Here is a 22,746-nt window from a genome sequence, read left to right as displayed (position 1 = left end):
TCGCATAATCCGCCCAAAGCTTGAAGTGTTTAATACTCGTTCGGTTAGCAAGTTACCTAGGAGTTGGTTAACTCTTGTCTTGCTGGTTTAAAAAGTCCTTAAATTCTTCATCGTAGATGTTGAATAGGACGATAGTAATCGCAAAAATCAGTGGGCCGTAGATAAGGCCAATCAAGCCAAACAGTTGAATACCACCCAGTAGTGAGAAGAAAATCATTAGGGTGTTCATGCCGGCGCTGCCTTGCATTAGAAGCGGACGCAGAAGGTTATCAATTGAACCAACGATCGCCACACAGTAAACCGTTAGGAAAATTGCCCACGTAGTATCACCGGTTAGGAACAAGTAGGTTGCGGCTGGGATCCAGATTAGTGCTGTACCGACAACAGGGATGAAAGAGGCAAAGCCCATCATGGTGCCCCAGAATAGCCCTGGGAAACCTGCAATCCACATACCTAAACCCCCCGCAATACCTTGTGCGATTGCTGTTAAGAATGAGCCCATTACTGCTGATTTAGAAACTTGCTCAATCTCAGTGAGGAGTTTGTCTTCTTGGCTGCGAGATAGCGGAAGAATATGACGAACCACACTGATGATTTTATCGTGATCTCTTAACAAGAAGAACAGAACAAACAACATCAAGAAGAAGTCCATCAAGAAGTTGGTCGCATCGCCAAGGATTTTTGCACTGATACCGACAAGTTTCGAGCCAAAGCTTGTCGCGAATTCACCGACCTTCTGTGCGATCGCTTGAGGTTCAATATTGTCAAAAGGCAGGTAGTTGTTCACGAACGACAGGGCTTTCACGACCAAAGGGTGTTCGAACAGTGTTTGAATGCCGCCGTGTGTTACCCACTGGTAGGTGTTCTGAGAGAACAGAGAACCTTGCTGCACAATAGCTGCAAACACCGCCAATAAAGGGATAACGATAATAAAGGTTAAGATGACACAAGAAAGCAGGGAGACCACGTTTTCTTTATTCGGTATCTTCTTTTCAAGCCACTCATGGATCGGGAACATTAAAAGTGAAATGATAAAGGCCATCACAATCGAGTTAACGTATGGTTCTATAAGCAGGTAACAAGCATAAGCCGCCGCAAGCAGGGCAATGATGATCACCCAGTGGCTGGAATTGATTTTGATTTTTTCTGACACGGTAATGGTCTCTATATTTGCGTTCTGAGTTTATAATGGCTGCAAAACAGAGAGTTAGCAATGAGGAGTTTTGATAATGGGATGCTGTAATAAAGATAAGAAATGCCAAGATGAAGAACAGCAAACAAAAAAAGAGATCCCTTGGTTCAGAATGTTCCTTGGAACCTTGATGTTGTTGGTTTTTCTTTTTTGGGAACGTTAGGCGCTTTTGGTTCAGTTTTAGCCTTAATTGAAAGGTAAACAAGCTGTCATATTTATGGCTAGTGATCGCGATGTATTAAAAAGGGCTGCATCTAATACAGCCCTAAATTCAATCGGTTAGCGACTTATAAAGTGCTTTCGATTATTTGCTCTCAGCAGCAATGATCGCAAGTGAGCGGTCAGCAGCTTCTAGTGTTGCATCAAGTTCTTTTGAACCATGAGCAAGAGAAGTAAAGCTTGCTTCGAATGCTGAAGGTGCAAGGTAAACACCGTGCTCTAACATCAGGTGGAAGAAGCGCTTAAAGCGTTCTACATCACACTTAGTTACATCTTCGTAGCACGTCACCGTTTCTTGGTCTGTGAAGAAGAAACCAAACATACCGCCAACTTGGTGTACTAGCATTGGGATGCCGTGCTTGTCAGCAAGTTGCTTGAAGCCATTTGCTAACTGCTTAGTTTTTGAAGCTAGACGTTTTTCATTGCCTTCTTCTCTTAGAAGGTTCAAACATGCGTAGCCAGCAGCCATTGCAACAGGGTTACCTGAAAGTGTACCAGCTTGGTAAACTGGACCAGTTGGTGCGATGTATTGCATCACTTCTTTACGACCACCGAAAGCACCTACTGGCATACCGCCGCCGATAACTTTACCAAGACACGTTAGGTCTGGCTTGATGTTGTAGTAAGCCTGCGCACAGCCTTCAGCAACGCGGAAACCTGTCATTACTTCATCAAAGATTAGCAATGCGCCTTCTTGGTCACAGATTTCACGTAGACCTTCGTGGAAGCCTTCTACTGGTGGGATACAGTTCATGTTGCCCGCTACTGGCTCAACGATGATACACGAGATCTCGCCTTTGTTTGCCGCGAACAGTTCACGTACTGAATCTAGGTTGTTGAAGGTTGCAGTAAGCGTGTGTTTTGCGAAATCAGCCGGTACGCCTGGAGAACTTGGTTGACCTAAAGTCAGTGCGCCAGAACCTGCTTTTACAAGTAGGCTGTCTGCGTGGCCATGGTAGCAGCCTTCAAACTTAAGAATTTTGTCACGGCCAGTGAAGCCACGAGCTAGACGAATCGCACTCATTGTTGCTTCAGTTCCTGAGCTCACCATACGTAGCTGTTCCATTGATGGAACCATCTCAGATACTAGTTCAGCCATTTTGATTTCAGTTTCGGTTGGTGCGCCGAAGCTAAGGCCACGTTGAGCTGCTGCAATAACAGCATCACGAATGACAGCGTGGTTGTGACCAAGGATCATTGGACCCCAAGAGCCAACGTAATCGATATACGCTTTACCATCAGCATCAAAAATAAGTGGGCCATCAGCGCGTTCAACGAAGATTGGAGAACCACCTACGCCATTGAATGCACGAACTGGAGAGTTTACGCCACCAGGAATAGTTTGCTGTGCTTTTTCGTACAGCTCTGCTGATTTGGTCATTGATATATCCTCTTTTGACTGTCGGACCAATTGGCACGCATTGTACCTATCCATAATCCAACTAGGAATGCTTTCGCTGATATAATCGCCCGAATCTGGTTGTTTTGTGTGGTTACACGTTTTAATTGCTCGATATTGACTACTTTACTGCACTAAAAGAGGCGATCCGGTGGTGAATACTTGAACGTTTCAGTCAGGTATTGGATAATCAGCAGAATATAAGAAAATACTCAACAACTATGGTCTCGAATTAGATTTGTATCATGTTGTTTTTGACACAGGTAAGAGAGGTTGTCGTGAGCGAAGTAAATATCCCATTGTCTTTTTCTGATGCAGCAGCTACCCGCGTACAAACGCTAATCGCTGAAGAAGAAAACCCAGAACTAAAACTGCGTGTATACATTACAGGTGGTGGTTGTAGTGGTTTCCAATACGGCTTCACATTTGATGAAAAAGTAAATGATGGCGACACTACGATTGTAAACAGCGGTGTAACGCTAGTTGTTGACCCAATGAGCCTACAATACCTAATGGGCGGCATGGTTGATTACACAGAAGGCCTAGAAGGCGCACGTTTCTTTGTGAACAACCCGAATGCTACAACAACATGTGGCTGTGGCGCATCATTCAGCGTATAGATTGAAAGATAGCTAGAGTTAAAAGACAGCTTTAGCTGAAAGCTACACCAGAAGGTTGTAAACGCCGAACTTATGTTCGGCGTTTTTGTTTTTATATTCCCCAAATTTCTCTTCATAACAAAGCTCGGTTCTGAGCAAGGCTGTTGTTTTTCACGCAGCTTCAAAATTGCTAAGACATATTAAGTCATTGCTTTTAAAACCATTCCAACCTTCTATTTTGTCACTTTTAGTACACGGCATATTTTTTAAACTGTCGATAGCGTCCAACTTCGTTAGAGATGGGTCTGTTAAGGTTACCTCTGTGCATAAGGAAGTTGCACATCAAGTATTAAGCCACCTAGCGGGTTTGAATTACATCGGACAAAAGGATTTGTTATGCCCACTCTATTTTCTAACTCACTACTTTTTCAGAAACTTAAACAGCCGTGGTTGGTGTCTCTGATTTTAGTGATGTTGTTGTCTATCTGGCTTGGCCTAGGAGTGGGGCAAGCTGAAGAATCGCCAGAGAAAAAAACGACAGAAATTCCGTTGGCCAAGGTCTCCTTTCAAACATTTACCTCATCACCTACCTTTAAAACCATTGATTTATACGGTCGAACAGCACCGGATCGACATGCGCGATTAGGGGCGGAAGTCGCAGGTAAGGTCGTTAGATTGAACGTTGTAAAAGGCGATACCGTCAAAGCAGGACAGGCTATTGCTCAGATAGATAAAGGCGATTTAGAGATCCAGTTGGAGCGAGCATCGGCGTTATATCGTTTGAAGCAGAAGGAGTTCAAAGCGGCGCAGTCACTGAAGAAAAGAGGTCTGCAAGGTGAGATCGCCTACACCACAGCAGAGGCATCCTTAACTGAAGCGAAAGCCATGATGCGCAATGCGGAGTTGGCTTTAAACAATACTGTGATTACCTCGCCTTTTTCAGGTGTGGTTCAAGATTTAATGGTTGAGCTTGGTGATTTCGTTGGCGTTGGCGATCCAGTAGCAGGCGTGATTGATCTCGACCCTCTGGTCATCGAAGCGGATGTGAGTGAGCGCCATATCCAACACTTGCTAGTTAATCAGTCTGCTTTGGTCCGTTTGCTAGGAAGAGAAGAGGTAGAAGGGCGTTTGCGCTATGTGTCTCGAATTTCTTCGGCCTCAACCAATACTTTCCCAATCGAGATTGAAATCGATAACTCTGACGGCCTATTACCTGCAGGTGTCAGCGCTGAAGTGAAACTAAATCTCGAAACAAGGGATGCTATCAAAGTCACACCTGCGATGTTGGCATTGGATGAGGCGGGTAACCTTGGGGTCAAAACATTGGTTTCAGTCGATGACTCACCCATCGTGAAATTTGTCGGCATTCAGTTAGTGAAGGCAGAACAAGATGGTGTGTGGCTCACGGGTTTAGGTCAACAGGTCAATATCATCACTGTAGGACAAGGGTTTGTGCGTGATGGTGATTCGGTGATTGCGGTTGAGCAAGGTGCTGAACTCTCACACGCAACAACTGAGTAGGAGATAACCGATGTATTCAATTATTGATGCAGCCTTGTCTCGTGCTCGAACAATGCTTTCTCTTCTGGCGCTTATTCTGGTCGCAGGTATCGTTACTTATATCACAATACCCAAGGAGTCGAGCCCTGATATTACCATCCCGATTATCTACGTTTCAGTCGGCCATCAAGGGATCTCACCAACTGATGCTGAGCGTCTGTTGGTTCGACCTATCGAGCAAGAATTAAGGTCGATTGAGGGCATAAAAGAGATGACAGCAACTGCAGCTGAAGGGCATGCCTCTGTGGTGTTGGAGTTTAACGTTGGAGTCGATCTCATAAAGGCAATGGCCGACGTACGTGACGCGGTTGATCTGGCTAAACCAAAACTGCCAGAAGACAGTGATGAGCCGACCGTGAATGAGGTAACACTCGCTTCGGAGCAACCTGTACTATCGGTTGTGCTATTCGGTACTGTCCCTGAGCGTACTATCGTACAAATTGCCCGAGAGCTGGGAGATAAGCTAGAAAGTTACCGCCAAATTTTAGAGGTCGATATTGCAGGCGATCGTGATGACATCGTTGAAATCATTGTTGATCCTCTGTTGATGGAGAGCTACAGCCTAGATCAAGCGGATATTTACAACTTGATCGCTTTGAATAACCGAGTGGTTGCCGCTGGTTTTGTCGATACGGGCTATGGTCGCTTCTCGGTCAAAGTTCCTTCGGTGTTTAACTCTTTAAAAGATGTACTTGAGTTACCTATCAAAGTGGATGGAAAACAGGTCGTTACTTTTGGTGATGTGGCGACAGTGCGCCGAGCATTTAGAGACCCAGAGAGCTTTGCACGTTTAGATGGTAAATCTGCGGTGGTCTTGGATATCAAGAAGCGTGCAGGTGAGAATATTATCGAGACGGTTGAGCTGGTGAAAGCGGTAATGGCTGGTGCTCAACAGCAAGCTGAATGGCCAAATAACCTATTGGTCAAATACACTTGGGATGAATCTAAAGATGTGAAGATCATGCTTAATGATCTGCAAAACAATATTCTATCCGCCATTATTCTAGTCGTGATTGTGATTATCGCGATTCTTGGTGTGCGTACCGCGCTATTGGTTGGCATCTCAATTCCTGGATCATTCCTCACGGGGTTATTGGTTCTGTCTGTATTCGGCTTAACCGTTAACATCGTGGTGCTGTTTTCACTGATTATGGCGGTCGGGATGCTGGTAGATGGTGCGATTGTGGTTACCGAATTTGCCGACAGGCGAATGCAAGAAGGCGAAGGGCGTAAAGCGGCTTATCGAGATGCAGCTAAGCGTATGGCATGGCCGATAACAGCATCTACTGCAACAACGTTGGCGGCATTTGCTCCGTTACTGTTTTGGCCGGATGTGACGGGCGAATTCATGAAGTTCCTGCCATTAACATTGATCGCGACCTTAACCGCATCATTGATTATGGCGCTGTTATTTGTACCTGTATTAGGCGGCTTGATTGGCAAACCGCAATACGTCTCGTCTCAGAGCCAAGCTCGAATGGTGGCTTTGCATAATGGTGATTTCTCACAGGCGACAGGCTTAACCAAGGCGTATTACCACACGCTATCGATTGCGATTAAGCACCCCTTTAAGATTCTTTGTAGTGCGATACTACTCGCTGTTGCGGTTGGGTTTACTTACTCCAAAGCAGGTCTCGGGGCTGAATTCTTCCCCGAAGTTGATCCGCCATTCTTTAACGTCAAAGTTCGCTCGCATGGAGACCTTTCAATTCAAGAGAAAGATGCCATCATGCGCGATATTGAGCAGGTGATGCTGAATCATGATGAGTTCGATACCGTTTATACACGTACAGGTGGCGATGACCAGATTGGCTTGATATCAATTACTCCTGTCGATTGGCAATATCGTCGCAGCGTCAAAGAGATCATTGATGAGTTAAAGGTGAAAACGGATCAATACGCGGGTGTCGAGATTGAATATAAGTTTCCCGATGCTGGGCCTCCAGTTGAAAATGACTTAGTGATTGAGCTGTCGGCAAGAACGCCAGAGCAACTCAATCAGGCGGCAAAGATCGTAAGAAGTTGGGCGGATGGTAATCAAGCGCTGACTAATATCAGCGACACTGCAAGCAAAGACGGCATCGATTGGAAGGTGGATATTCGCCGTGATGATGCAGCACGTTTTTCAGCAGACGCGACTTTAGTTGGTAATACCGTTCAGTTTGTGACTAATGGACTAAAGATCGGTGATTACCTGCCTGATGATTCATCAGAAGAGGTCGACATCTTGGTACGTTATCCAAATGACAAGAGAGATATCGGACGCTTTGACCAACTGAGAGTGAAAACGCCAGCAGGTTTAGTACCTATTACCAACTTTGCCCAGATTGTTCCCGACCATAAACAGGACACGATTAAGCGCCTCGATGGAAAGCGTGTGGTGAACATCATGGCCGATATGGAAGAAGGCTATAACCTTGCGTTAGAACTGCCAAAGATCGAGCAAGCGCTGAGTGAATTGGGACTACCGAGTAGCGTTGAGTTCCGTATCCGTGGTCAGAATGAAGAACAAGAAAATTCGTCAGCCTTCTTACAAAGTGCATTCATGGTGGCACTAGCGGTCATGGCTTTGATTCTGATAACTCAGTTCAACAGTTTCTATCAAGCGTTCTTGATTCTGAGTGCCGTGTTGTTCTCAACGGTTGGTGTGTTTGTTGGTTTGCTTATCTTCCAGCGTCCGTTTGGTATTGTGATGTCTGGTATCGGGGTGATTGCGTTAGCTGGAATTGTGGTGAACAACAATATCGTGCTGATCGATACCTATAACCAGCTAATCAAAAGAGGCTTGGATAAGCGAGATGCGATTCTAAGAACCGGTGTTCAGCGTTTAAGGCCGGTAATGCTGACTACCGTCACCACCATTTTAGGGTTGATGCCGATGGTGTTAGAGATGAACATCGACTTGATTAATCAAAAGATAGAGTTTGGCGCGCCGAGTACGCAATGGTGGTCACAGCTAGCTACTGCAATTGCTGGAGGTTTGGCGTTTGCTACGGTACTGACCTTGGTGCTGACGCCATGTCTATTAATGTTAGGTCGAGAAAAGAAACCTGAAAAATAACAGAACATTCGGATTCAACGTGACCCGTCCTGATATGGGTTGACACTTGATTGACTAAAACGCTCGATGTATTTCATCGGGCGTTTTGTATTTTAGAGCCGTGTGAGGCCTATATTCATTATAGATTTTTACTGATTCAGCGACCATTTTCTTTGCTTCATCTAAATCATTAGGTTTATTCAACAGATACTCCATCTTCAGTATTCCGTTGATCCTCTCTGCCAACGCATTCTGATAACAGTCATAGCCATCAGTCATTGAGCAAGATACACCATACTGTCGATGCAACTCTTGGTATTCAACAGAGCAGTACTGAACACCTCGATCTGAGTGATGGACAAGCTCACCTGTATTCTTCCGCTCTTTCAACGCGTTTAAAAAGGCCTGCTTGACCGTGCGAGCTTTCATATCATCACTTATGTGATAGCCCACGATTTTTCTTGAGTAAGCGTCCGTCACTAAACTGAGATACGTACTACCACGCCGCGTTGCTAGATAAGTAATATCGGCAACCCATAATTGCTCTGGTCCTTCCGGTATTAAGCCTTCTTTGATTCGATTTGGATGGCAGTAAAAGCGATGATTACTGTTTGTGGTTCGATGGTAAGCCCTTCGATTCTGTACTAATAATCGATTCATTCTTAGCAGAGAGAATAAGCGGTCTCGCCCGATTTCAATATCGTTCTGAGCAAGTAAATACTTGATCTTACGAGTCCCTATACGAGGGTGCATCATCCTTTGCTCCTTCACAAAACCGAGTACAGATTCATCTTTCTTTGTCTGATGAATTTCGGCAACACAGCGTTTGTAGAAAGCTTGTCTTGTAATACCTATGAAGTGACAAGCTTTAGTAACGGTCAACTTTCTGACCGTTTTTTCCTTAATAACTCGGCCTTGCGCTTCTTTGAGATTCGGACTCCGAAATCTCGATCCATGACTTTTACAACCGCTTCAAAGAACTCAGCTTTGAGCTGAGTTTCTTCTAATTGCTGCTCGAGTTCTTTGATTCGTTGCTCTGGGGTTTGAGTTGAGGAAGAGTTTGACATAGTCGCTCCTAACGCTCTCGATTGTTCTATTCCTTTAGACCAATCTAGTTGACCATGTTTGCGAAGCCAAACTAAAACGGTAGAGCGACCTTGGATCCCATAACGTTCTTGAGCTTGCTTATAAGTCATTTCGCCTTTTTCAACTTGGCTTACGACTGCCAATTTAAAGGCAAGAGAATAATCTCGTTGAGTACGTCTACTTGTTGTTTTCATGACACTCTCCAATTTCATGTTGGAAATGTGTCAACCATATTTAGGACGGTACAACGAAAATAAAAAGAGCGCCTTGATGGGCGCTCTTTTTATGGTTTATCGTGATTAGACTTTTAATCTAATTAGTCGCTAGTAACTGACCATATCGCTCAAGGTTCTTCAATCGAATCTCTGAATTCGCAATAAAAGTAGCTTTTGCTTTACCGGTTAACGACTTAGATTGCGGCAACTTCACGGTACGTGCATTCTTGTGAACGCCATTAACCAAGAATTCGTAGTGCAAGTGCGGACCAGTCACACGACCTGTACCACCCAAAGTACCAATGGTTTGGCCTTGTTTGACTCGTTGGCCTGTTTTCACCATACGTCGCTTCATGTGCAGGTACTTAGTAATGTAAGTGTTACTGTGGCGGATGAACACATAGTTACCATTGAATTGGTTGTACCCCGACTTCTGAACGATACCATCCCCGGCTGCCCAGATAGGAGTACCAACCGGAGCCGCATAGTCAGTGCCACGGTGAGCACGGACCTTACCGGTTACTGGGTGTTTTCTGCGAGGGTTAAAGTTCGATGTCACGCGACGGAAATCGATCGGAGAGCGTAGGAAGGCCTTCTTCATTGCTCGACCATTCTCATCAAAGTAGTTGCCGCTCTTGTCATCTAATACCGCGGTAAATGAATCACCTTGGTTTTTGAATACTGCCGCCATGATCTTGCCGCGACCAATCACTTCGCCTTCAACTACTTTTTCTTGGTATAAGATTTTGAAGCTGTCGTTCTTACGAATATCTAACGCAAAGTCGATATCCCAACCGAAGATACCCGCTAGTTCCATAATTTGGTTTGCGGTTAAACCTGCGCTAACGCCAGCGTTCCAGAAATTAGAGGTGATGTTGGCTTCGGCATAATTGTATTGGTAAGCCACTTCTTTCTTGTCGATACTAGAGGTAAACGAATCACCAGACTTAGTGATCTTGAAACTTTCAAACGCACTAAGTTGTCGTTTTAACTGAATAAGGTCGTTGTTTTCATCAAAACCGAATTGCAATACATCACCAGGTCTTAGGTTAGACAGCTGCTTCTTAATATCATTATTGGTATTGAGTAGTGTGATCAGCAGGCGGTATGAAAGGCCAATACGTTCGAATAAAACAGAGGTGCTTTCACCCGAGCGAACCGTATATTTCTCCCAATTGAGTACTGCCGTCGGTGGTGCGTCACCTGAGCTAATAAGCGCAGATGCATTGATAGTCAGTGGGTAATGTTTTCCCACAACTAAAGCACCCGAATCGTCACGCAAACTGTTGACGTCGGGGAGTAAGAAAATCGCGACGAAAATTATGGCACTAAAAAATGCGATAAAAGCCCGGTGCAAAATAGGAAGGCGTGCAAAAATAGACAACATGTTCCGGTTCGTTCTGTAAATATTATGAAAATCGACGACGGAATAGTGTAACTGGTTTCAAAATACATCGCTATTCAAGTAAGATGTCTAACTATTATATTTTTGCCAAATCTGTGGGAGTGAACAAGAATGGCGAGTATTGAAGCTGCACTAGCCGAGATCAAACGTGGCGTAGAAGAACTGATTCCAGAAGACGAACTGATTGCGAAACTAAAAGAAGGTCGTCCTTTACGCATTAAACTGGGTGCCGATCCAACGGCTCCAGATATCCACCTAGGCCATACGGTTATCTTTAACAAGCTTCGTGCTTTCCAAGAGCTTGGTCATGAAGTGACATTCCTTATCGGTGATTTCACTGCAATGGTTGGTGACCCATCAGGTAAAAACTCAACACGTCCACCGCTAAGCCGTGAAGACGTACTGAAGAATGCTGAAACGTACAAAGAGCAAGTCTTCAAGATTCTAGATCCTGCGAAAACACAAATTCGTTTCAACTCTGAGTGGTTATCTGAGCTTGGTGCAGAAGGCATGATTCGTCTTGCTTCTAACCAAACTGTTGCTCGTATGCTTGAGCGTGATGACTTTAAAAAGCGTTATGCTGGTGGTCAACCGATCGCAATCCACGAATTTATGTACCCACTTCTTCAAGGTCACGACTCTGTTGCACTAGAGAGCGATGTTGAGCTTGGCGGTACTGACCAGAAGTTCAACCTTCTAATGGGTCGTGAACTGCAAAAAGCAGCTGGTCAAAAACCACAAGCGGTACTAATGATGCCACTGCTTGTTGGTCTAGACGGCGTTAAGAAGATGTCTAAGTCTGCGCATAACTACATCGGTATTAGCGAAGCACCAAGCGAGATGTTTGGTAAGATCATGTCTATCTCTGACGATCTAATGTGGAGCTACTACGAGCTACTGTCTTTCCGTCCTCTTGAAGAAGTTGCGGAACTGAAAGCTGGCGTTGATGCAGGTAAGAACCCGCGTGACGTTAAAGTTCTACTGGCTAAAGAGATCATTGCTCGTTTCCACAGTGAAGCCGATGCTGAAGCCGCTGAGCAAGAGTTCGTTAACCGTTTTGCTAAGAACCAAGTGCCAGATGAAATGCCTGAATTCGAATTCGAAGCTGGCCTACCTATTGCGAACGTTCTAAAAGAAGCAGGTCTTGTAAACTCTACTTCTGATGCGATGCGTATGATCAAGCAAGGCGCGGCTAAGCTTGAAGGCGAGAAGATTGAAGACAGCAAATTCGTACCTGAAGCAGGTACTGCAGTTTACCAAGTTGGTAAACGTAAGTTTGCTCGTATTACCATTAAGTAATAACGTACATCAATAATTTAACAAAAGGCATCCACGGATGCCTTTTTTATTGACACAAAGTTGACGAAGTTTTTGAACGTGCATTGCTACACTATGCGCGCTGTCATATTGACAGTAATTCTGGAGATTTTTATGAACAATACCGACCATCCTCCTAGTTTGAATGGAGAAGAATAATCTGTCTCGGTATTGATCTATTGTCCTGCCGTTCAGGTAGGGTATCTTTGTTTTTCCCCCTCATTCTTTTCCACACTCTAGATTCTAACAAGTAGACACATTAGCGCTTTAAGCTCTTGGTGCGCTTAGCTATACGCTCTTGATATACGAGTTATATGCTCTTGGTGTACTAGCTATAGGCTATTTGTTTTGATGGTCGTTACCTTTGCCAATCGGGAGATTCGCCATGACGGTAATGAACAACACTTTTTTATCTATTGAAGCTCTGTACTCAGAGCAAGACATCCAAGCTGTATCTAATGCTTTTCAACAGTACGGACGTGAACAACAAATTAACCTTTTGAACCGTATGCCACTTGAAGATGCGGTGTTAGTACTGGGGCAATGCTCTCTTAGTACGATTCAGACTTTACTTAGTGAGCTAGAAGAGCAGGGTTTTGAGAAGCGCTCTCGACATCTAGCTCACCAACTAGGGCTGATCTATTCAGAGGTTGAACCTCAGCAGGGCTATCTTTCTACTGGAGTAATGAGCCACGTTAGACAGCGCATCGGTTGGATTATTGCATTAGCACTGCTAGGTATTGTCTCTGGGCTTATTATTGCTCAGTATGAAGATATCCTTAGCCAACTGGTGCTTCTGGCGATTTATATGCCAGTAATCGCTGCTGCGGGTGGTAACACAGGAACGCAAGCTGCGACTTTGGTGATTAGAGCCTTGGCCACTGGCGAGTTGAAGAAGCGCCAATGGGCCAACGTTCTATGGAAAGAGTTTAGAGTTGCTATTTGCTTAGCACTTGCGATTGCCGTAGTGATGATTGGTCGTATTTTGCTGTTTAGCGAAAACCAATCGACAGGCGGTTATGACATCAACATGATTGCCCTTGCGATTGCCGTAGCACTGTTTATTCAGGTGACAATATCCACGGTGCTCGGCGGTGGGTTGCCGATCGTTGCTAGGTTATTCAAGCTTGATCCTGCGGTGTTAGTGAGTCCAGTACTTGCTTCTATAGTCGACATCTCAGGGATGTGGATCTATTTCACTGTAGTGAATTCATTCCTCGGTATCGCTTAGCTTCTATAAAAATAACTAAAAACACCTTAGAAACAAAAATGGCGCTGAAGATTTAAGATCTTCAGCGCCATTTTTCATTTTTTAATTGACCGCTAACAAGAAGCTAGCCGCTACTGAGGTTTGTTCTGCGTTTGACTAAACTCGACCACACCTTTGTAGAAAGCACGCTCAAACTGCGTGATTGGTGCCTCTACTGGTTTGTCTGGATCTAGCTCTTCAGGGAAGTAATCACGAACAAATTGCACGAACAGAGAGCTTGGCTTCCCTGACTCGTCTAAACCATATCCCGCCATATTGTACGTTCCGTACAAAGAACCACTCTTGGCTATGATGTTGCCTTGAATTGGCGCCTTCCTCATACTTTGGCGGTATTTAAGCGTCCCATTCATACCCGATTTCGGCATGGCTTCAATTAGGTTGAGCTGTGAGTCATTTTCCCAGATGTAGTGAAGCACTTTAGCCATGGTCTGTGATCTCATTCGGTTGTTTCTAGATAACCCTGAACCATCAACGAGCTGAGCTTTGTTGAGGTCGATATTCGCCTTGCTCAACAGTATCTGTTTTATTGCTTCAGTGCCGTTATTGAAGCTGCCCGGTTGCACATAAAACGTTGCACCCAAGGTTTTAGTTAGGTTGTCTGCGATCAGGTTGTCTGATTTCTTGAGCATGGTATCGAGCAGTTCAGGAAGTTTTGCTGAGTAATGGCTAGCCACTAATGTCGTTTTGTCTGCTTTAGCTTTTTTACCAACAATTACATCCCCTTTAATTTGGATTTTCAGCTCTTTAAGAAGCGATGTCACAACTTGGTAGGTATAAAGCTCTGGATTTTGAATCGCAAACTTGAGCGGTAGCGGTTTCTTACGCTCAACTAAGCAACCAGAGAGCTTGTACGTGTTGTCTGGGGTGGTGATTAGCTCTAAGTCGCATTGTGTGGCCTTCTGCCCAGAGCGAGTTACCGTGGCTGCAGAGGTTGTCACGTCTATCGGATAATGGGCAGGAATATAGACCCGAGTACTGCCGTTATCTTTTGTATAAATAGAGGCTTGTGCGCAGTTGTTGTCTAAAGTCATTGTACTTGAAGGCGCGCTGTAACAAACGCCTAAAATATCCCAAGGCCAACCAACGGCTCGTTGATAGCCAGTAAAAGTTGAGTTATCGAGATACAAGTTACCTTCGATGGTTTTAGGTTGCGACTTAGCGTATTGAGCTAAAAGGCTTTTTAGGTGTTCTCGTTGTAGTGTTGGATCTCCGCTAAATGAGATCACAGCATCCTTATTCGAACGGGCAATGCTGGTCGTGTAATGAAAGTTGTCCCCCAACTCCAATTTAGCCGCTAAAGCCGTAACCAGTTTTAACGTGCTGGCTGGTGGATAAAAGCCATCACTGTTGGTATTCATTTCATTTGAACTGCCACTCAGAGACTCTAAGATTAAACTTGTGCTACTGCCATCGGGCAGTTTATCTAAAGGGGCGTATGCGAAAGCGTTAATCGAGAAAACGCTAATGGAAAAACTACATAGAAGTAGGGCAGGTAGAAGGCGCATAGAAGATTTTCTTGGATGGCTGATTTTTTCAGTATACAGATATAAAAAACGCCCGCTAGATAGCGGGCGTTTTGATTCTCAATTAACTAATTAATCAATTAGATAATCAGAATTAGAAGTCGTAACGCATACCTAGAGCAACTTCGTCTTCAGCACCTTTAGTACCTACAGTTGAGGTACCTAGCTTGTCGCCAGCGCTTAGTAGGTTGAAGTTGTACGATACATAACCACGGAAGTTAGGCTTGAAGTAGTAAGTTGCGTCTACAGCAATGTTGTCTGCAGAAGTGTCATTACCAGTTTCAGCGTTGTTATACGTAGTGGTGAACACAGTTTGACCCATAGTGTAAGCCGCTGCTAGTTCGTAACCAGTGTAGTCTTGAACGCCAGAGAACTTGCTACCGATGCTTGAAGTATTTACAGAATTGTATTGGTTGTCGAAGTCTTTCTCGCCATCAGTGAACACACCAGCGAAGTATAGGTCGCCCATAGTATAAGAACCAGAAAGCATGTATTCGTTGTTCTTATCTTGGTCTGCGAAACCTGCACCTACTTTAACGCCAGTTGCACCGATTGCGTAGATACCAGATAGAGAGTAGCCATCTTGAGCGTTGTCAGTGTAGCCTTCGTTGTTTGCAGTACTATCATCACGGTCAGCGAAGCGGTAGCTTGCTTTTACGCTTAGGTCTTGGAATTGACCTTTGTAAGAGATCATGTTGTCCGCACGGTCTGCTGCATTGATTTTGTCTGCAGCAGAGTTACCGTGGTAAGCCATGATATCTGTAAAGTCAGTGATTACGCCTAGAGCACCGTCATTTTTACCGTAAGTTACTTCACCGAATGTACCGCCTAGACCAGCGTATGCATAACGGTTAGTTAGGCTGTCGCTGTCGCTGTCTGTAGGACCGCCATTATCAGAAGTTGTGAACTCACCTTCGTAGAAACCAACACCGTATAGGCCGTCTTGGATCTCAACTTTACCTAGGAAGTTAAGACGGATACGAGAGTTATCTTGTGCTTTACCATCTTTCATTGATAGACGAGCTTCAGCACGGCCGCCCATGTCTAGAGAAGTACCGTCCTGGTTGTATAGTTCTGATGCGTTTGCACCAGTAGCAAGAGCTGCAGCAGATACAGCAAGCGCGATCATAGTCTTGTTCATGTTATTAATTCCTAATTACTGTCCATAAAGGTATTTATTAAGGATTTGAATCCTTTTGGTGTCTTGCCTGTATTAATCAGGCTTCATAACCATGATTAGGTCAGAACGCTAAAAAATGCCAGTGCAATCCATGGGTTACTTTTTACCTCTAAAGTTCCTTAGTTAGTTAGTAAAATGATATAAATAGAAAAACTGAACACTGTTTTATTATGTTTGCTTCTTGATAAGTCTTTGTTATTGATTGGTTTTTATAAAAGTGTGATCTGTGTTTATTTTGTTTGTTTTTGTTTTTTTTAGGTATTTATTCTTTGACTTATTGATTGAGAGGTTATTATTCATTTTTGTGATGTCTGTATTTTAGACCTAGATACAGCTTTTATAACGCAAAGTGGAATAAAGATGATTTAGCCATAAAGTTTGTTTACACTAAGCCAAATCGTTTTGTTTCTATCACTCAATAAGTACGTTGGGTGGATTTATGTTGGCCAAAGAAAGCTTTGGCATAGAGGTAAAAAATGGAAAAGGTTCCAATGACAGTACGTGGCGCTCAGCAGCTACGTGACGAATTAGATCGCCTACTTAAGCTACGTCCTATTATTTCAGCAGCTATTGGTGAAGCACGTGAACTCGGTGATTTGAAAGAGAATGCAGAGTACCACGCCGCTCGTGAAGAGCAGGGTATCTGTGAAGCTCAAATTCGAGATATAGAATATAAGCTATCGCTAGCTCAGATCATTGACGTAACTCAGATGGATAATACGGGTAAGATTATCTTTGGTACGACAGTAACTTTGATCGATGTCGATACGGATGAAGAATTCCGCTACCAGATCGTTTCTGAAGATGAAGCTGACATCAAAACTGGTCGCATTTCTGTGAAATCACCAATTGCACGTGGTCTTATCGGTAAGATGGAAGGCGACGAGGTTATTATCTCTACGCCTGGTGGCGATAAAGATTTCGAAATCGACAAAGTAGAATATATCTAATTGAATTTTCTTTGTTTCTGATAAGTAAAAAGGTCGCTTAATGCGACCTTTTTCGTTTCTCACGCTACACTAAAAGATAAGCGCTGTGGCTTTCTCTTAGTGAAGTTAGCTTATATTAAGCTCGCTTATTTACGTGGAATCTCGATTTTACGTGCTTCTGACTGACGGAATAGTACTAGAACTTTACCGATAGTCTGTACTTTTTCAGCTTTAGTTTCACGTACAATTGCATCGATAATCAGTTGCTTAGTCTCACGGTCTTCTGATGCAACTTTAATCTTGATCAGTTCGTGGTGGTCTAGAGCTAATTCGATTTCCGCTAGAACAGCTTCAGTAAGTCCATTTGCGCCCATTAGCACAACAGGTTTTAAACTGTGAGCTAGGCCCTTTAGATGCTGCTTTTGTTTGGTACTTAGGTTCATTACGCGGCCAATTTTCTTTACTATTAGGGTTGAAAAAACCTATTTTAACGCCATCTAAAGCTGAAGACTATAATTTATTCAGCAATTAGTACTTTCCTCCAATTTAGGTATCCAATGAGCAAACAGAAACACTCGGCCAGTTCAGGCCGTTGGTTGAAGGAACACTTCGACGACAAGTACGCAAATGAAGCAAGAAAGAAGGGCTATCGTTCACGTGCTTATTTCAAAATGGAAGAGATTCAAACGAAAGATAAATTGCTGTCTCCTGGGATGACCATTGTGGATTTGGGTGCAGCGCCTGGCGGTTGGTCTCAATATGCTGCTAAGATTGTTGGAGACAACGGACAAATCATTGCGTGTGATTTGTTACCAATGGACCCGATTGCTGGTGTTAGCTTTTTACAAGGCGATTTCCGCGAAGAAGCTGTGCTAGATGCCTTGTTGGAGCGTATACAACCAAACATGGTTGATGTCGTGATGTCAGATATGGCACCTAATATAGCAGGCAACAATTCTGTGGATCAGCCAAGAGCTATGTATTTAGTTGAATTAGCTTTGGATATGTGTCGACAAGTTCTAGCTACCAATGGTAGTTTTGTTGTAAAAGTATTCCAAGGCGAAGGGTTTGACCAATACGTTAAGGACGTCCGCGAGATGTTTAAAACAGTAAAAGTCAGAAAACCCGACTCTTCTCGAGCTCGATCTCGTGAAGTGTTTATCGTAGCCACTGGTTACAAAGGTTAACGATTCTCTTCCAATAGTGAGAGTTAACAACATGGCTACAGGTTACAAACTGTAGTACCCTACCTTTAATTACAATTAGTTATCGAGAGGCTTACACCTTGAGTGACATGGCAAAAAATTTAATTCTGTGGCTTGTTATCGCGGTAGTGTTGATGTCGGTATTCCAGAGCTTTGGCCCTGGGGAAAGTAACGGCAGAGCAGTAGATTACACCACGTTTGTACAGGAAGTTGGCCAAGGCCAGATTCAAGACGCACAGTTCAATAACAGCGAAATTACTTTCACACGTCGTGGCGGTGGTTCTAAGTATGTAACTTACATGCCTGTTTATGATCAAAAGCTACTTGATGACTTAATTAATCAAAACGTAAAAGTTCAGGGTACACCACCTGAAGAGCAGAGCCTGCTTGGCACTATCTTCATCTCATGGTTCCCAATGATCTTACTGATTGGTGTATGGATTTTCTTCATGCGTCAAATGCAAGGCGGCGGCGGCGGTAAAGGCGCGATGTCTTTCGGTAAGAGTAAAGCTCGAATGATGAGCGAAGAACAAATCAAAACGATGTTTGCTGATGTTGCGGGTTGTGACGAAGCAAAAGAAGACGTGAAAGAACTTGTGGATTACCTTCGTGACCCAAGTCGCTTCCAAAAGCTAGGTGGTAAGATCCCGACAGGTATCCTGTTGGTTGGTCCTCCTGGTACTGGTAAAACATTGCTTGCAAAAGCAATTGCTGGTGAAGCGAAAGTACCGTTCTTTACTATCTCTGGTTCTGACTTTGTTGAAATGTTTGTTGGTGTTGGTGCATCTCGTGTGCGTGACATGTTCGAACAAGCGAAGAAAGCAGCACCATGTATTATCTTTATCGATGAAATCGATGCTGTAGGTCGTCAACGTGGCGCTGGTGTTGGTGGTGGTCACGATGAACGTGAGCAAACACTTAACCAAATGCTGGTTGAGATGGATGGTTTCGAAGGTAACGAAGGTATTATCGTTATCGCTGCGACTAACCGCCCTGACGTACTAGACCCTGCATTACTTCGTCCTGGTCGTTTTGACCGTCAAGTTGTGGTTGGCCTACCTGATGTACGTGGTCGTGAACAGATCCTTAAAGTACATATGCGTAAAGTTCCACTAGCAGGCGATGTTGAACCTTCTCTGATTGCTCGCGGTACACCAGGCTTCTCTGGTGCAGATCTTGCAAACCTTGTGAACGAAGCGGCGTTATTTGCTGCTCGTGGTAACAAGCGCAATGTCTCTATGGTTGAGTTTGAACTTGCGAAAGACAAAATTATGATGGGTGCCGAGCGCCGTTCAATGGTGATGTCTGAAGAAGTGAAAGAGTCAACGGCTTACCATGAAGCGGGTCACGCAATTGTTGGTCGTTTGGTGCCTGAACACGATCCAGTGTACAAGGTCTCAATCATTCCACGTGGTCGTGCGCTTGGTGTAACTATGTATCTACCTGAGCAGGATCGCGTAAGCATGTCTCGCCAACATCTAGAATCGATGATCTCTAGTTTGTACGGTGGTCGTCTTGCTGAAGAACTTATCTACGGTAAAGACAAAGTGTCGACTGGTGCGTCTAACGATATCGAACGTGCAACTGATATTGCTCGCAAGATGGTAACGCAGTGGGGCTTCTCTGAAAAACTGGGTCCTCTTCTATATGCTGAAGAAGAAGGCGAAGTTTTCCTAGGTCGCGGCATGAGTCAAGCGAAACATGTTTCTGACGATACCACTAAGCTGATCGATGAAGAAATTCGCATTCTAATCGACCGCAACTATGCTCGTGCAAAGCAAATTCTTGAAGAGAACATGGATATCATGCACTCGATGAAAGATGCGCTAATGAAGTTTGAAACGATCGATGCAGGTCAGATTGATGATTTGATGGAACGTAAAGACGACATTCGTGAGCCAGCTGGCTGGGGTGACCAGGCGAAAGCAGAACCTGCAAAGGAAGAAGCTAAACCTGAAGCTAAATCAGAAGAAGCTGTCGCTGAACCAAAAGCTGAAGACTCTAAAGTTGAAGAAGTTAAATCTGAAACAGATGATGCTCAAAACAAAGATTCTTAATCGCTAAGTTATAAATTAAAACCCTGAGCACGCTCAGGGTTTTTCTGTTTATAGCCCAAGATGTTTTTACCTTTTAAGACCTGCCTTTCATGATATTAAAAGCACACAACAAAACACTCGTTTTAGACCGCCCACATGTGATGGGTATTCTCAATGTCACCCCTGACTCTTTCTCTGATGGCGGAAAATTTAACTCATTAGATAATGCCTTACTGCAAGCTGAGCGAATGATTCAAGCTGGTGTTAGCATTATTGATATAGGTGGTGAATCAACTCGCCCGGGAGCACCTGATGTATCTTTAAAAGAAGAACTCGCTCGCGTTATCCCTGCCATTAAAGCGATTCGTGCCAAGTTTGATGTGTGGATCTCTATTGATACCAGTAAAGCTGAAGTGATGCGCCAAGCCGTTGAAGCGGGCGCTGATTTGATCAATGATGTGCGCGCATTACAAGAACCTGGAGCTCTAGAAGCCGCTGCCGGTGCTAATGTACCAGTTTGTCTGATGCACATGAAAGGTCAGCCAAGAACTATGCAAACTAATCCAAGTTATGATGATGTTCTTAAGGATGTAGAAGCATTCTTACAAGAAAGAGTGGATGCTTGTAAGGCTGTCGGCATACCAAAAGATCAACTGATTCTTGACCCAGGTTTTGGCTTTGGTAAAACCATCGAACACAATTACCACCTACTAGCGCATCTTGAAAAATTTCATTTGCTAGGCTTACCTGTTTTAGCGGGGATGTCGAGAAAGTCGATGATCTTTAAGCTATTAGACAAGGCCCCAGCAGATTGCATGGTCGCTAGCGTTACCTGTGCGACTATCGCTGCAATGAAAGGTGCACAAATTATTCGCGTTCACGATGTTGAAGATACATTGGAAGCGATGAAGATAATCGAAGTGATGAATAACAATCACTAATCATAATTAAGGAAAATCAATATGTCTGATAAGAGACGTTATTTCGGCACAGATGGTGTACGTGGCAAAGTTGGTCAGTACCCGATTACACCTGATTTTGTTCTGAAGCTTGGCTGGGCTGCGGGGCGTGTTCTTGCGAAACAAGGCACAAAGAAAGTCATCATTGGTAAAGATACTCGTATCTCTGGCTACATGCTTGAGTCTGCGCTAGAAGCTGGCCTTGCTGCTGCTGGTCTTCAGGCTACGTTTACTGGTCCAATGCCAACACCTGCTGTTGCTTACCTAACTCAAACCTTCCGCGCTGAAGCGGGTATCGTTATTTCTGCATCGCACAACCCATATTACGATAACGGTATTAAGTTCTTCTCTTCTGAGGGAACAAAACTACCAGACGATATCGAGTTGGCGATTGAAGCTGAACTGGATAAAGACATCGAATGTGTTGACTCATTTGAGCTTGGTAAGGCGGTACGTTTGAACGATGCTGCAGGCCGTTATATTGAATTCTGTAAGAGCACATTCCCAAATCAGATGACGCTTGCAGGAATGAAGATTGTTGTCGATTGTGCACATGGTGCGACTTACCATATTGCGCCGGCAGTATTTAAAGAGCTAGGTGCTGAAGTTATTGCGATTGGTGTTGAGCCAAACGGTACTAACATCAACCACGAAGTAGGTGCGACGGATGTACGTGCCCTGCAAGCAAAAGTGGTTGAAGAAAAAGCAGCCTTAGGCCTAGGCTTTGATGGTGATGGTGACCGTATCATTATGGTTGACGAGCTAGGAAACAAAGTTGATGGTGACCAAATCGCTTACATCATTGCTCGTGATGCACTGCGTCGCGGTGAACTGAAAGGCGGCGTTGTTGGTACACTAATGACCAATCTTGGTATGGAAAACGGCCTTAAGCAACTAGGTATTCCGTTTGTACGTGCTGCTGTTGGTGACCGTTACGTAATGGAGCAGCTTCTTGCTAAAGGCTGGAAGATCGGTGCTGAAAACTCGGGTCATGTTATCTTACTAGATAAAGTGACGACGGGTGATGCTATCGTTGCTGCTCTTCAAGTATTGGCTTCAGTTGTTGATAGCGAAATGACACTGAATGAGCTGTCTCAAGGTATGACGTTGTACCCTCAAGTTCTAGAAAACGTTCGTTTTAGCGGAGATTCAAACCCACTAGAAGCCGAAGCGGTAAAAGCAGCTGTTGTTGAAGTAGAGGCTGAGCTTGGCGAGAAAGGTCGTGTGCTATTACGTAAGTCTGGTACAGAGCCACTACTGCGCGTCATGGTTGAGGGTGAAGATGCTGAGCTTGTTCAAGCATCCGCGCTTAAGATTGCAGATGCAGTGAAAGCAAACTGCTAATTTAAGCTTTTATGTAACAGGTGAAACGAATAGTACCTGTGATTAGAAGTGATTGACTTATTCAACGGTCAAGAGATATAACGGTCAAAAGAGACGTAAATGAGTTTTGTGTCGCTTTTGACCTTTTTTTGACCATTCACTTGGTAAAGGCTTATTTTTTAGCAAATTCTCCTTGTCAGCCATCGTCGCATTCGCTAGTATTGCTCGGCCTTCAGTTAGGAGGTCGCTAGCCTTGTTCTTAAAAATAGTTTTTTGAACGGCGCTGGCT

The 22,746-nt window shown here is 44.2% G+C and carries 17 protein-coding genes; 10 read left to right on the top strand and 7 right to left on the bottom strand.

The window, feature by feature from the left end; translation table 11 throughout:
* Nucleotides 1-67: 67 nt before the first annotated feature.
* Together OCV56_RS12980 and hemL are read right to left on the bottom strand one after the other, a co-directional pair.
* A complete protein-coding gene (locus tag OCV56_RS12980) occupies nt 68-1,153 on the bottom strand; it encodes an AI-2E family transporter (protein ID WP_086711917.1) in 1,086 nt (361 codons plus the stop codon).
* Between the two features lie 343 nt (nt 1,154-1,496).
* Nucleotides 1,497-2,792: a glutamate-1-semialdehyde 2,1-aminomutase gene (gene hemL, locus OCV56_RS12975; RefSeq protein ID WP_086711915.1), complete on the bottom strand. Its 1,296-nt coding sequence runs from the start codon at nt 2,790-2,792 to the stop codon at nt 1,497-1,499.
* Between the two features lie 296 nt (nt 2,793-3,088).
* Between hemL and erpA the strand changes: the two genes are divergently transcribed.
* From erpA to OCV56_RS12960, 3 genes are all read left to right on the top strand, one after another.
* The gene (erpA, locus tag OCV56_RS12970; protein WP_004734539.1) at nt 3,089-3,430 is read left to right on the top strand and encodes an iron-sulfur cluster insertion protein ErpA; all 342 of its coding nucleotides are present in this window, start codon (nt 3,089-3,091) and stop codon (nt 3,428-3,430) included.
* 375 nt (nt 3,431-3,805) lie between these two features.
* Nucleotides 3,806-4,930 (top strand): efflux RND transporter periplasmic adaptor subunit, encoded by a 1,125-nt coding sequence (locus OCV56_RS12965; protein ID WP_086711913.1) that lies wholly within the window; start codon nt 3,806-3,808, stop codon nt 4,928-4,930.
* Between the two features lie 10 nt (nt 4,931-4,940).
* Nucleotides 4,941-8,030, top strand: a complete 3,090-nt coding sequence (locus OCV56_RS12960; protein ID WP_086711911.1) for an efflux RND transporter permease subunit — start codon at nt 4,941-4,943, stop codon at nt 8,028-8,030.
* Nucleotides 8,031-8,084: 54 nt separating this feature from the next.
* Here the strand turns inward: OCV56_RS12960 and OCV56_RS12955 are convergent.
* Together OCV56_RS12955 and OCV56_RS12950 are read right to left on the bottom strand one after the other, a co-directional pair.
* A protein-coding gene (locus OCV56_RS12955) for an IS3 family transposase (RefSeq protein ID WP_102514112.1) occupies nt 8,085-9,289 on the bottom strand; the annotation gives its coding sequence in 2 pieces (ribosomal slippage) (nt 8,085-8,902 and nt 8,902-9,289; 1,206 coding nt in all).
* Nucleotides 9,290-9,407: 118 nt separating this feature from the next.
* Nucleotides 9,408-10,697 carry a peptidoglycan DD-metalloendopeptidase family protein gene (locus tag OCV56_RS12950; protein ID WP_086712033.1) on the bottom strand — a complete coding sequence of 430 codons (1,290 nt, stop codon included), beginning with the start codon at nt 10,695-10,697 and terminating at the stop codon, nt 9,408-9,410.
* Between the two features lie 129 nt (nt 10,698-10,826).
* Between OCV56_RS12950 and tyrS the strand changes: the two genes are divergently transcribed.
* Complete coding sequence (tyrS, locus tag OCV56_RS12945; RefSeq protein ID WP_017059402.1) at nt 10,827-12,014, top strand: tyrosine--tRNA ligase; 1,188 nt, start codon at nt 10,827-10,829, stop codon at nt 12,012-12,014.
* Nucleotides 12,015-12,417: 403 nt separating this feature from the next.
* Nucleotides 12,418-13,263 (top strand): magnesium transporter, encoded by an 846-nt coding sequence (locus OCV56_RS12940; RefSeq protein WP_017068902.1) that lies wholly within the window; start codon nt 12,418-12,420, stop codon nt 13,261-13,263.
* A gap of 110 nt (nt 13,264-13,373) precedes the next feature.
* Here the strand turns inward: OCV56_RS12940 and dacB are convergent, their stop codons facing one another.
* Together dacB and OCV56_RS12930 are read right to left on the bottom strand one after the other, a co-directional pair.
* Complete coding sequence (dacB, locus tag OCV56_RS12935) at nt 13,374-14,807, bottom strand: serine-type D-Ala-D-Ala carboxypeptidase (RefSeq protein ID WP_086712035.1); 1,434 nt, start codon at nt 14,805-14,807, stop codon at nt 13,374-13,376.
* 112 nt (nt 14,808-14,919) lie between these two features.
* The gene (locus tag OCV56_RS12930; RefSeq protein ID WP_086712036.1) at nt 14,920-15,966 is read right to left on the bottom strand and encodes a porin; all 1,047 of its coding nucleotides are present in this window, start codon (nt 15,964-15,966) and stop codon (nt 14,920-14,922) included.
* A 515-nt stretch (nt 15,967-16,481) separates the two neighbouring features.
* Between OCV56_RS12930 and greA the strand changes: the two genes are divergently transcribed.
* Entirely contained in the window at nt 16,482-16,955 is a 474-nt protein-coding gene (greA, locus tag OCV56_RS12925; protein WP_061018733.1) for a transcription elongation factor GreA, read from the top strand.
* A 125-nt stretch (nt 16,956-17,080) separates the two neighbouring features.
* Here the strand turns inward: greA and yhbY are convergent, their stop codons facing one another.
* Nucleotides 17,081-17,377, bottom strand: a complete 297-nt coding sequence (gene yhbY, locus OCV56_RS12920) for a ribosome assembly RNA-binding protein YhbY (RefSeq protein WP_004738252.1) — start codon at nt 17,375-17,377, stop codon at nt 17,081-17,083.
* Nucleotides 17,378-17,491: 114 nt separating this feature from the next.
* Here yhbY and rlmE point away from each other — a divergent pair, with 114 nt between their 5' ends.
* The 4 genes from rlmE to glmM all read left to right on the top strand — a co-directional run bounded on the left by rlmE (nt 17,492) and on the right by glmM (nt 22,478).
* On the top strand, nt 17,492-18,121 hold the full coding sequence (gene rlmE / locus OCV56_RS12915) for a 23S rRNA (uridine(2552)-2'-O)-methyltransferase RlmE (protein ID WP_017059396.1): 630 nt from the start codon (nt 17,492-17,494) through the stop codon (nt 18,119-18,121).
* A gap of 107 nt (nt 18,122-18,228) precedes the next feature.
* Complete coding sequence (ftsH, locus tag OCV56_RS12910; RefSeq protein ID WP_086712037.1) at nt 18,229-20,196, top strand: ATP-dependent zinc metalloprotease FtsH; 1,968 nt, start codon at nt 18,229-18,231, stop codon at nt 20,194-20,196.
* 89 nt (nt 20,197-20,285) lie between these two features.
* Nucleotides 20,286-21,116 (top strand): dihydropteroate synthase, encoded by an 831-nt coding sequence (gene folP, locus OCV56_RS12905; protein ID WP_086712038.1) that lies wholly within the window; start codon nt 20,286-20,288, stop codon nt 21,114-21,116.
* Nucleotides 21,117-21,137: 21 nt separating this feature from the next.
* On the top strand, nt 21,138-22,478 hold the full coding sequence (gene glmM / locus OCV56_RS12900; RefSeq protein ID WP_017072092.1) for a phosphoglucosamine mutase: 1,341 nt from the start codon (nt 21,138-21,140) through the stop codon (nt 22,476-22,478).
* Nucleotides 22,479-22,746: the final 268 nt, after the last annotated feature.

The sequence above is a fragment of the Vibrio gigantis genome (assembly GCF_024347515.1).
Lineage (GTDB): Bacteria > Pseudomonadota > Gammaproteobacteria > Enterobacterales > Vibrionaceae > Vibrio > Vibrio gigantis.
Note: the sequence above shows the minus strand (reverse complement) of the source record. Positions and strands in the feature narration are given on the sequence as shown.

Bases quoted from the DNA above. Each gene is read 5' to 3' on its own strand.
- glmM (WP_017072092.1), top strand. From the start codon at position 21,138: ATGTCTGATAAGAGACGTTATTTCGGCACAGATGGTGTACGTGGCAAA.
- ftsH (WP_086712037.1), top strand. From the start codon at position 18,229: ATGGCAAAAAATTTAATTCTGTGGCTTGTTATCGCGGTAGTGTTGATG.
- OCV56_RS12950 (WP_086712033.1), bottom strand. From the start codon at position 10,697: ATGTTGTCTATTTTTGCACGCCTTCCTATTTTGCACCGGGCTTTTATC.
- hemL (WP_086711915.1), bottom strand. From the start codon at position 2,792: ATGACCAAATCAGCAGAGCTGTACGAAAAAGCACAGCAAACTATTCCT.
- OCV56_RS12940 (WP_017068902.1), top strand. From the start codon at position 12,418: ATGACGGTAATGAACAACACTTTTTTATCTATTGAAGCTCTGTACTCA.
- OCV56_RS12965 (WP_086711913.1), top strand. From the start codon at position 3,806: ATGCCCACTCTATTTTCTAACTCACTACTTTTTCAGAAACTTAAACAG.
- OCV56_RS12960 (WP_086711911.1), top strand. From the start codon at position 4,941: ATGTATTCAATTATTGATGCAGCCTTGTCTCGTGCTCGAACAATGCTT.
- folP (WP_086712038.1), top strand. From the start codon at position 20,286: ATGATATTAAAAGCACACAACAAAACACTCGTTTTAGACCGCCCACAT.
- yhbY (WP_004738252.1), bottom strand. From the start codon at position 17,377: ATGAACCTAAGTACCAAACAAAAGCAGCATCTAAAGGGCCTAGCTCAC.
- greA (WP_061018733.1), top strand. From the start codon at position 16,482: ATGGAAAAGGTTCCAATGACAGTACGTGGCGCTCAGCAGCTACGTGAC.
- dacB (WP_086712035.1), bottom strand. From the start codon at position 14,807: ATGCGCCTTCTACCTGCCCTACTTCTATGTAGTTTTTCCATTAGCGTT.
- rlmE (WP_017059396.1), top strand. From the start codon at position 17,492: ATGAGCAAACAGAAACACTCGGCCAGTTCAGGCCGTTGGTTGAAGGAA.
- OCV56_RS12930 (WP_086712036.1), bottom strand. From the start codon at position 15,966: ATGAACAAGACTATGATCGCGCTTGCTGTATCTGCTGCAGCTCTTGCT.
- tyrS (WP_017059402.1), top strand. From the start codon at position 10,827: ATGGCGAGTATTGAAGCTGCACTAGCCGAGATCAAACGTGGCGTAGAA.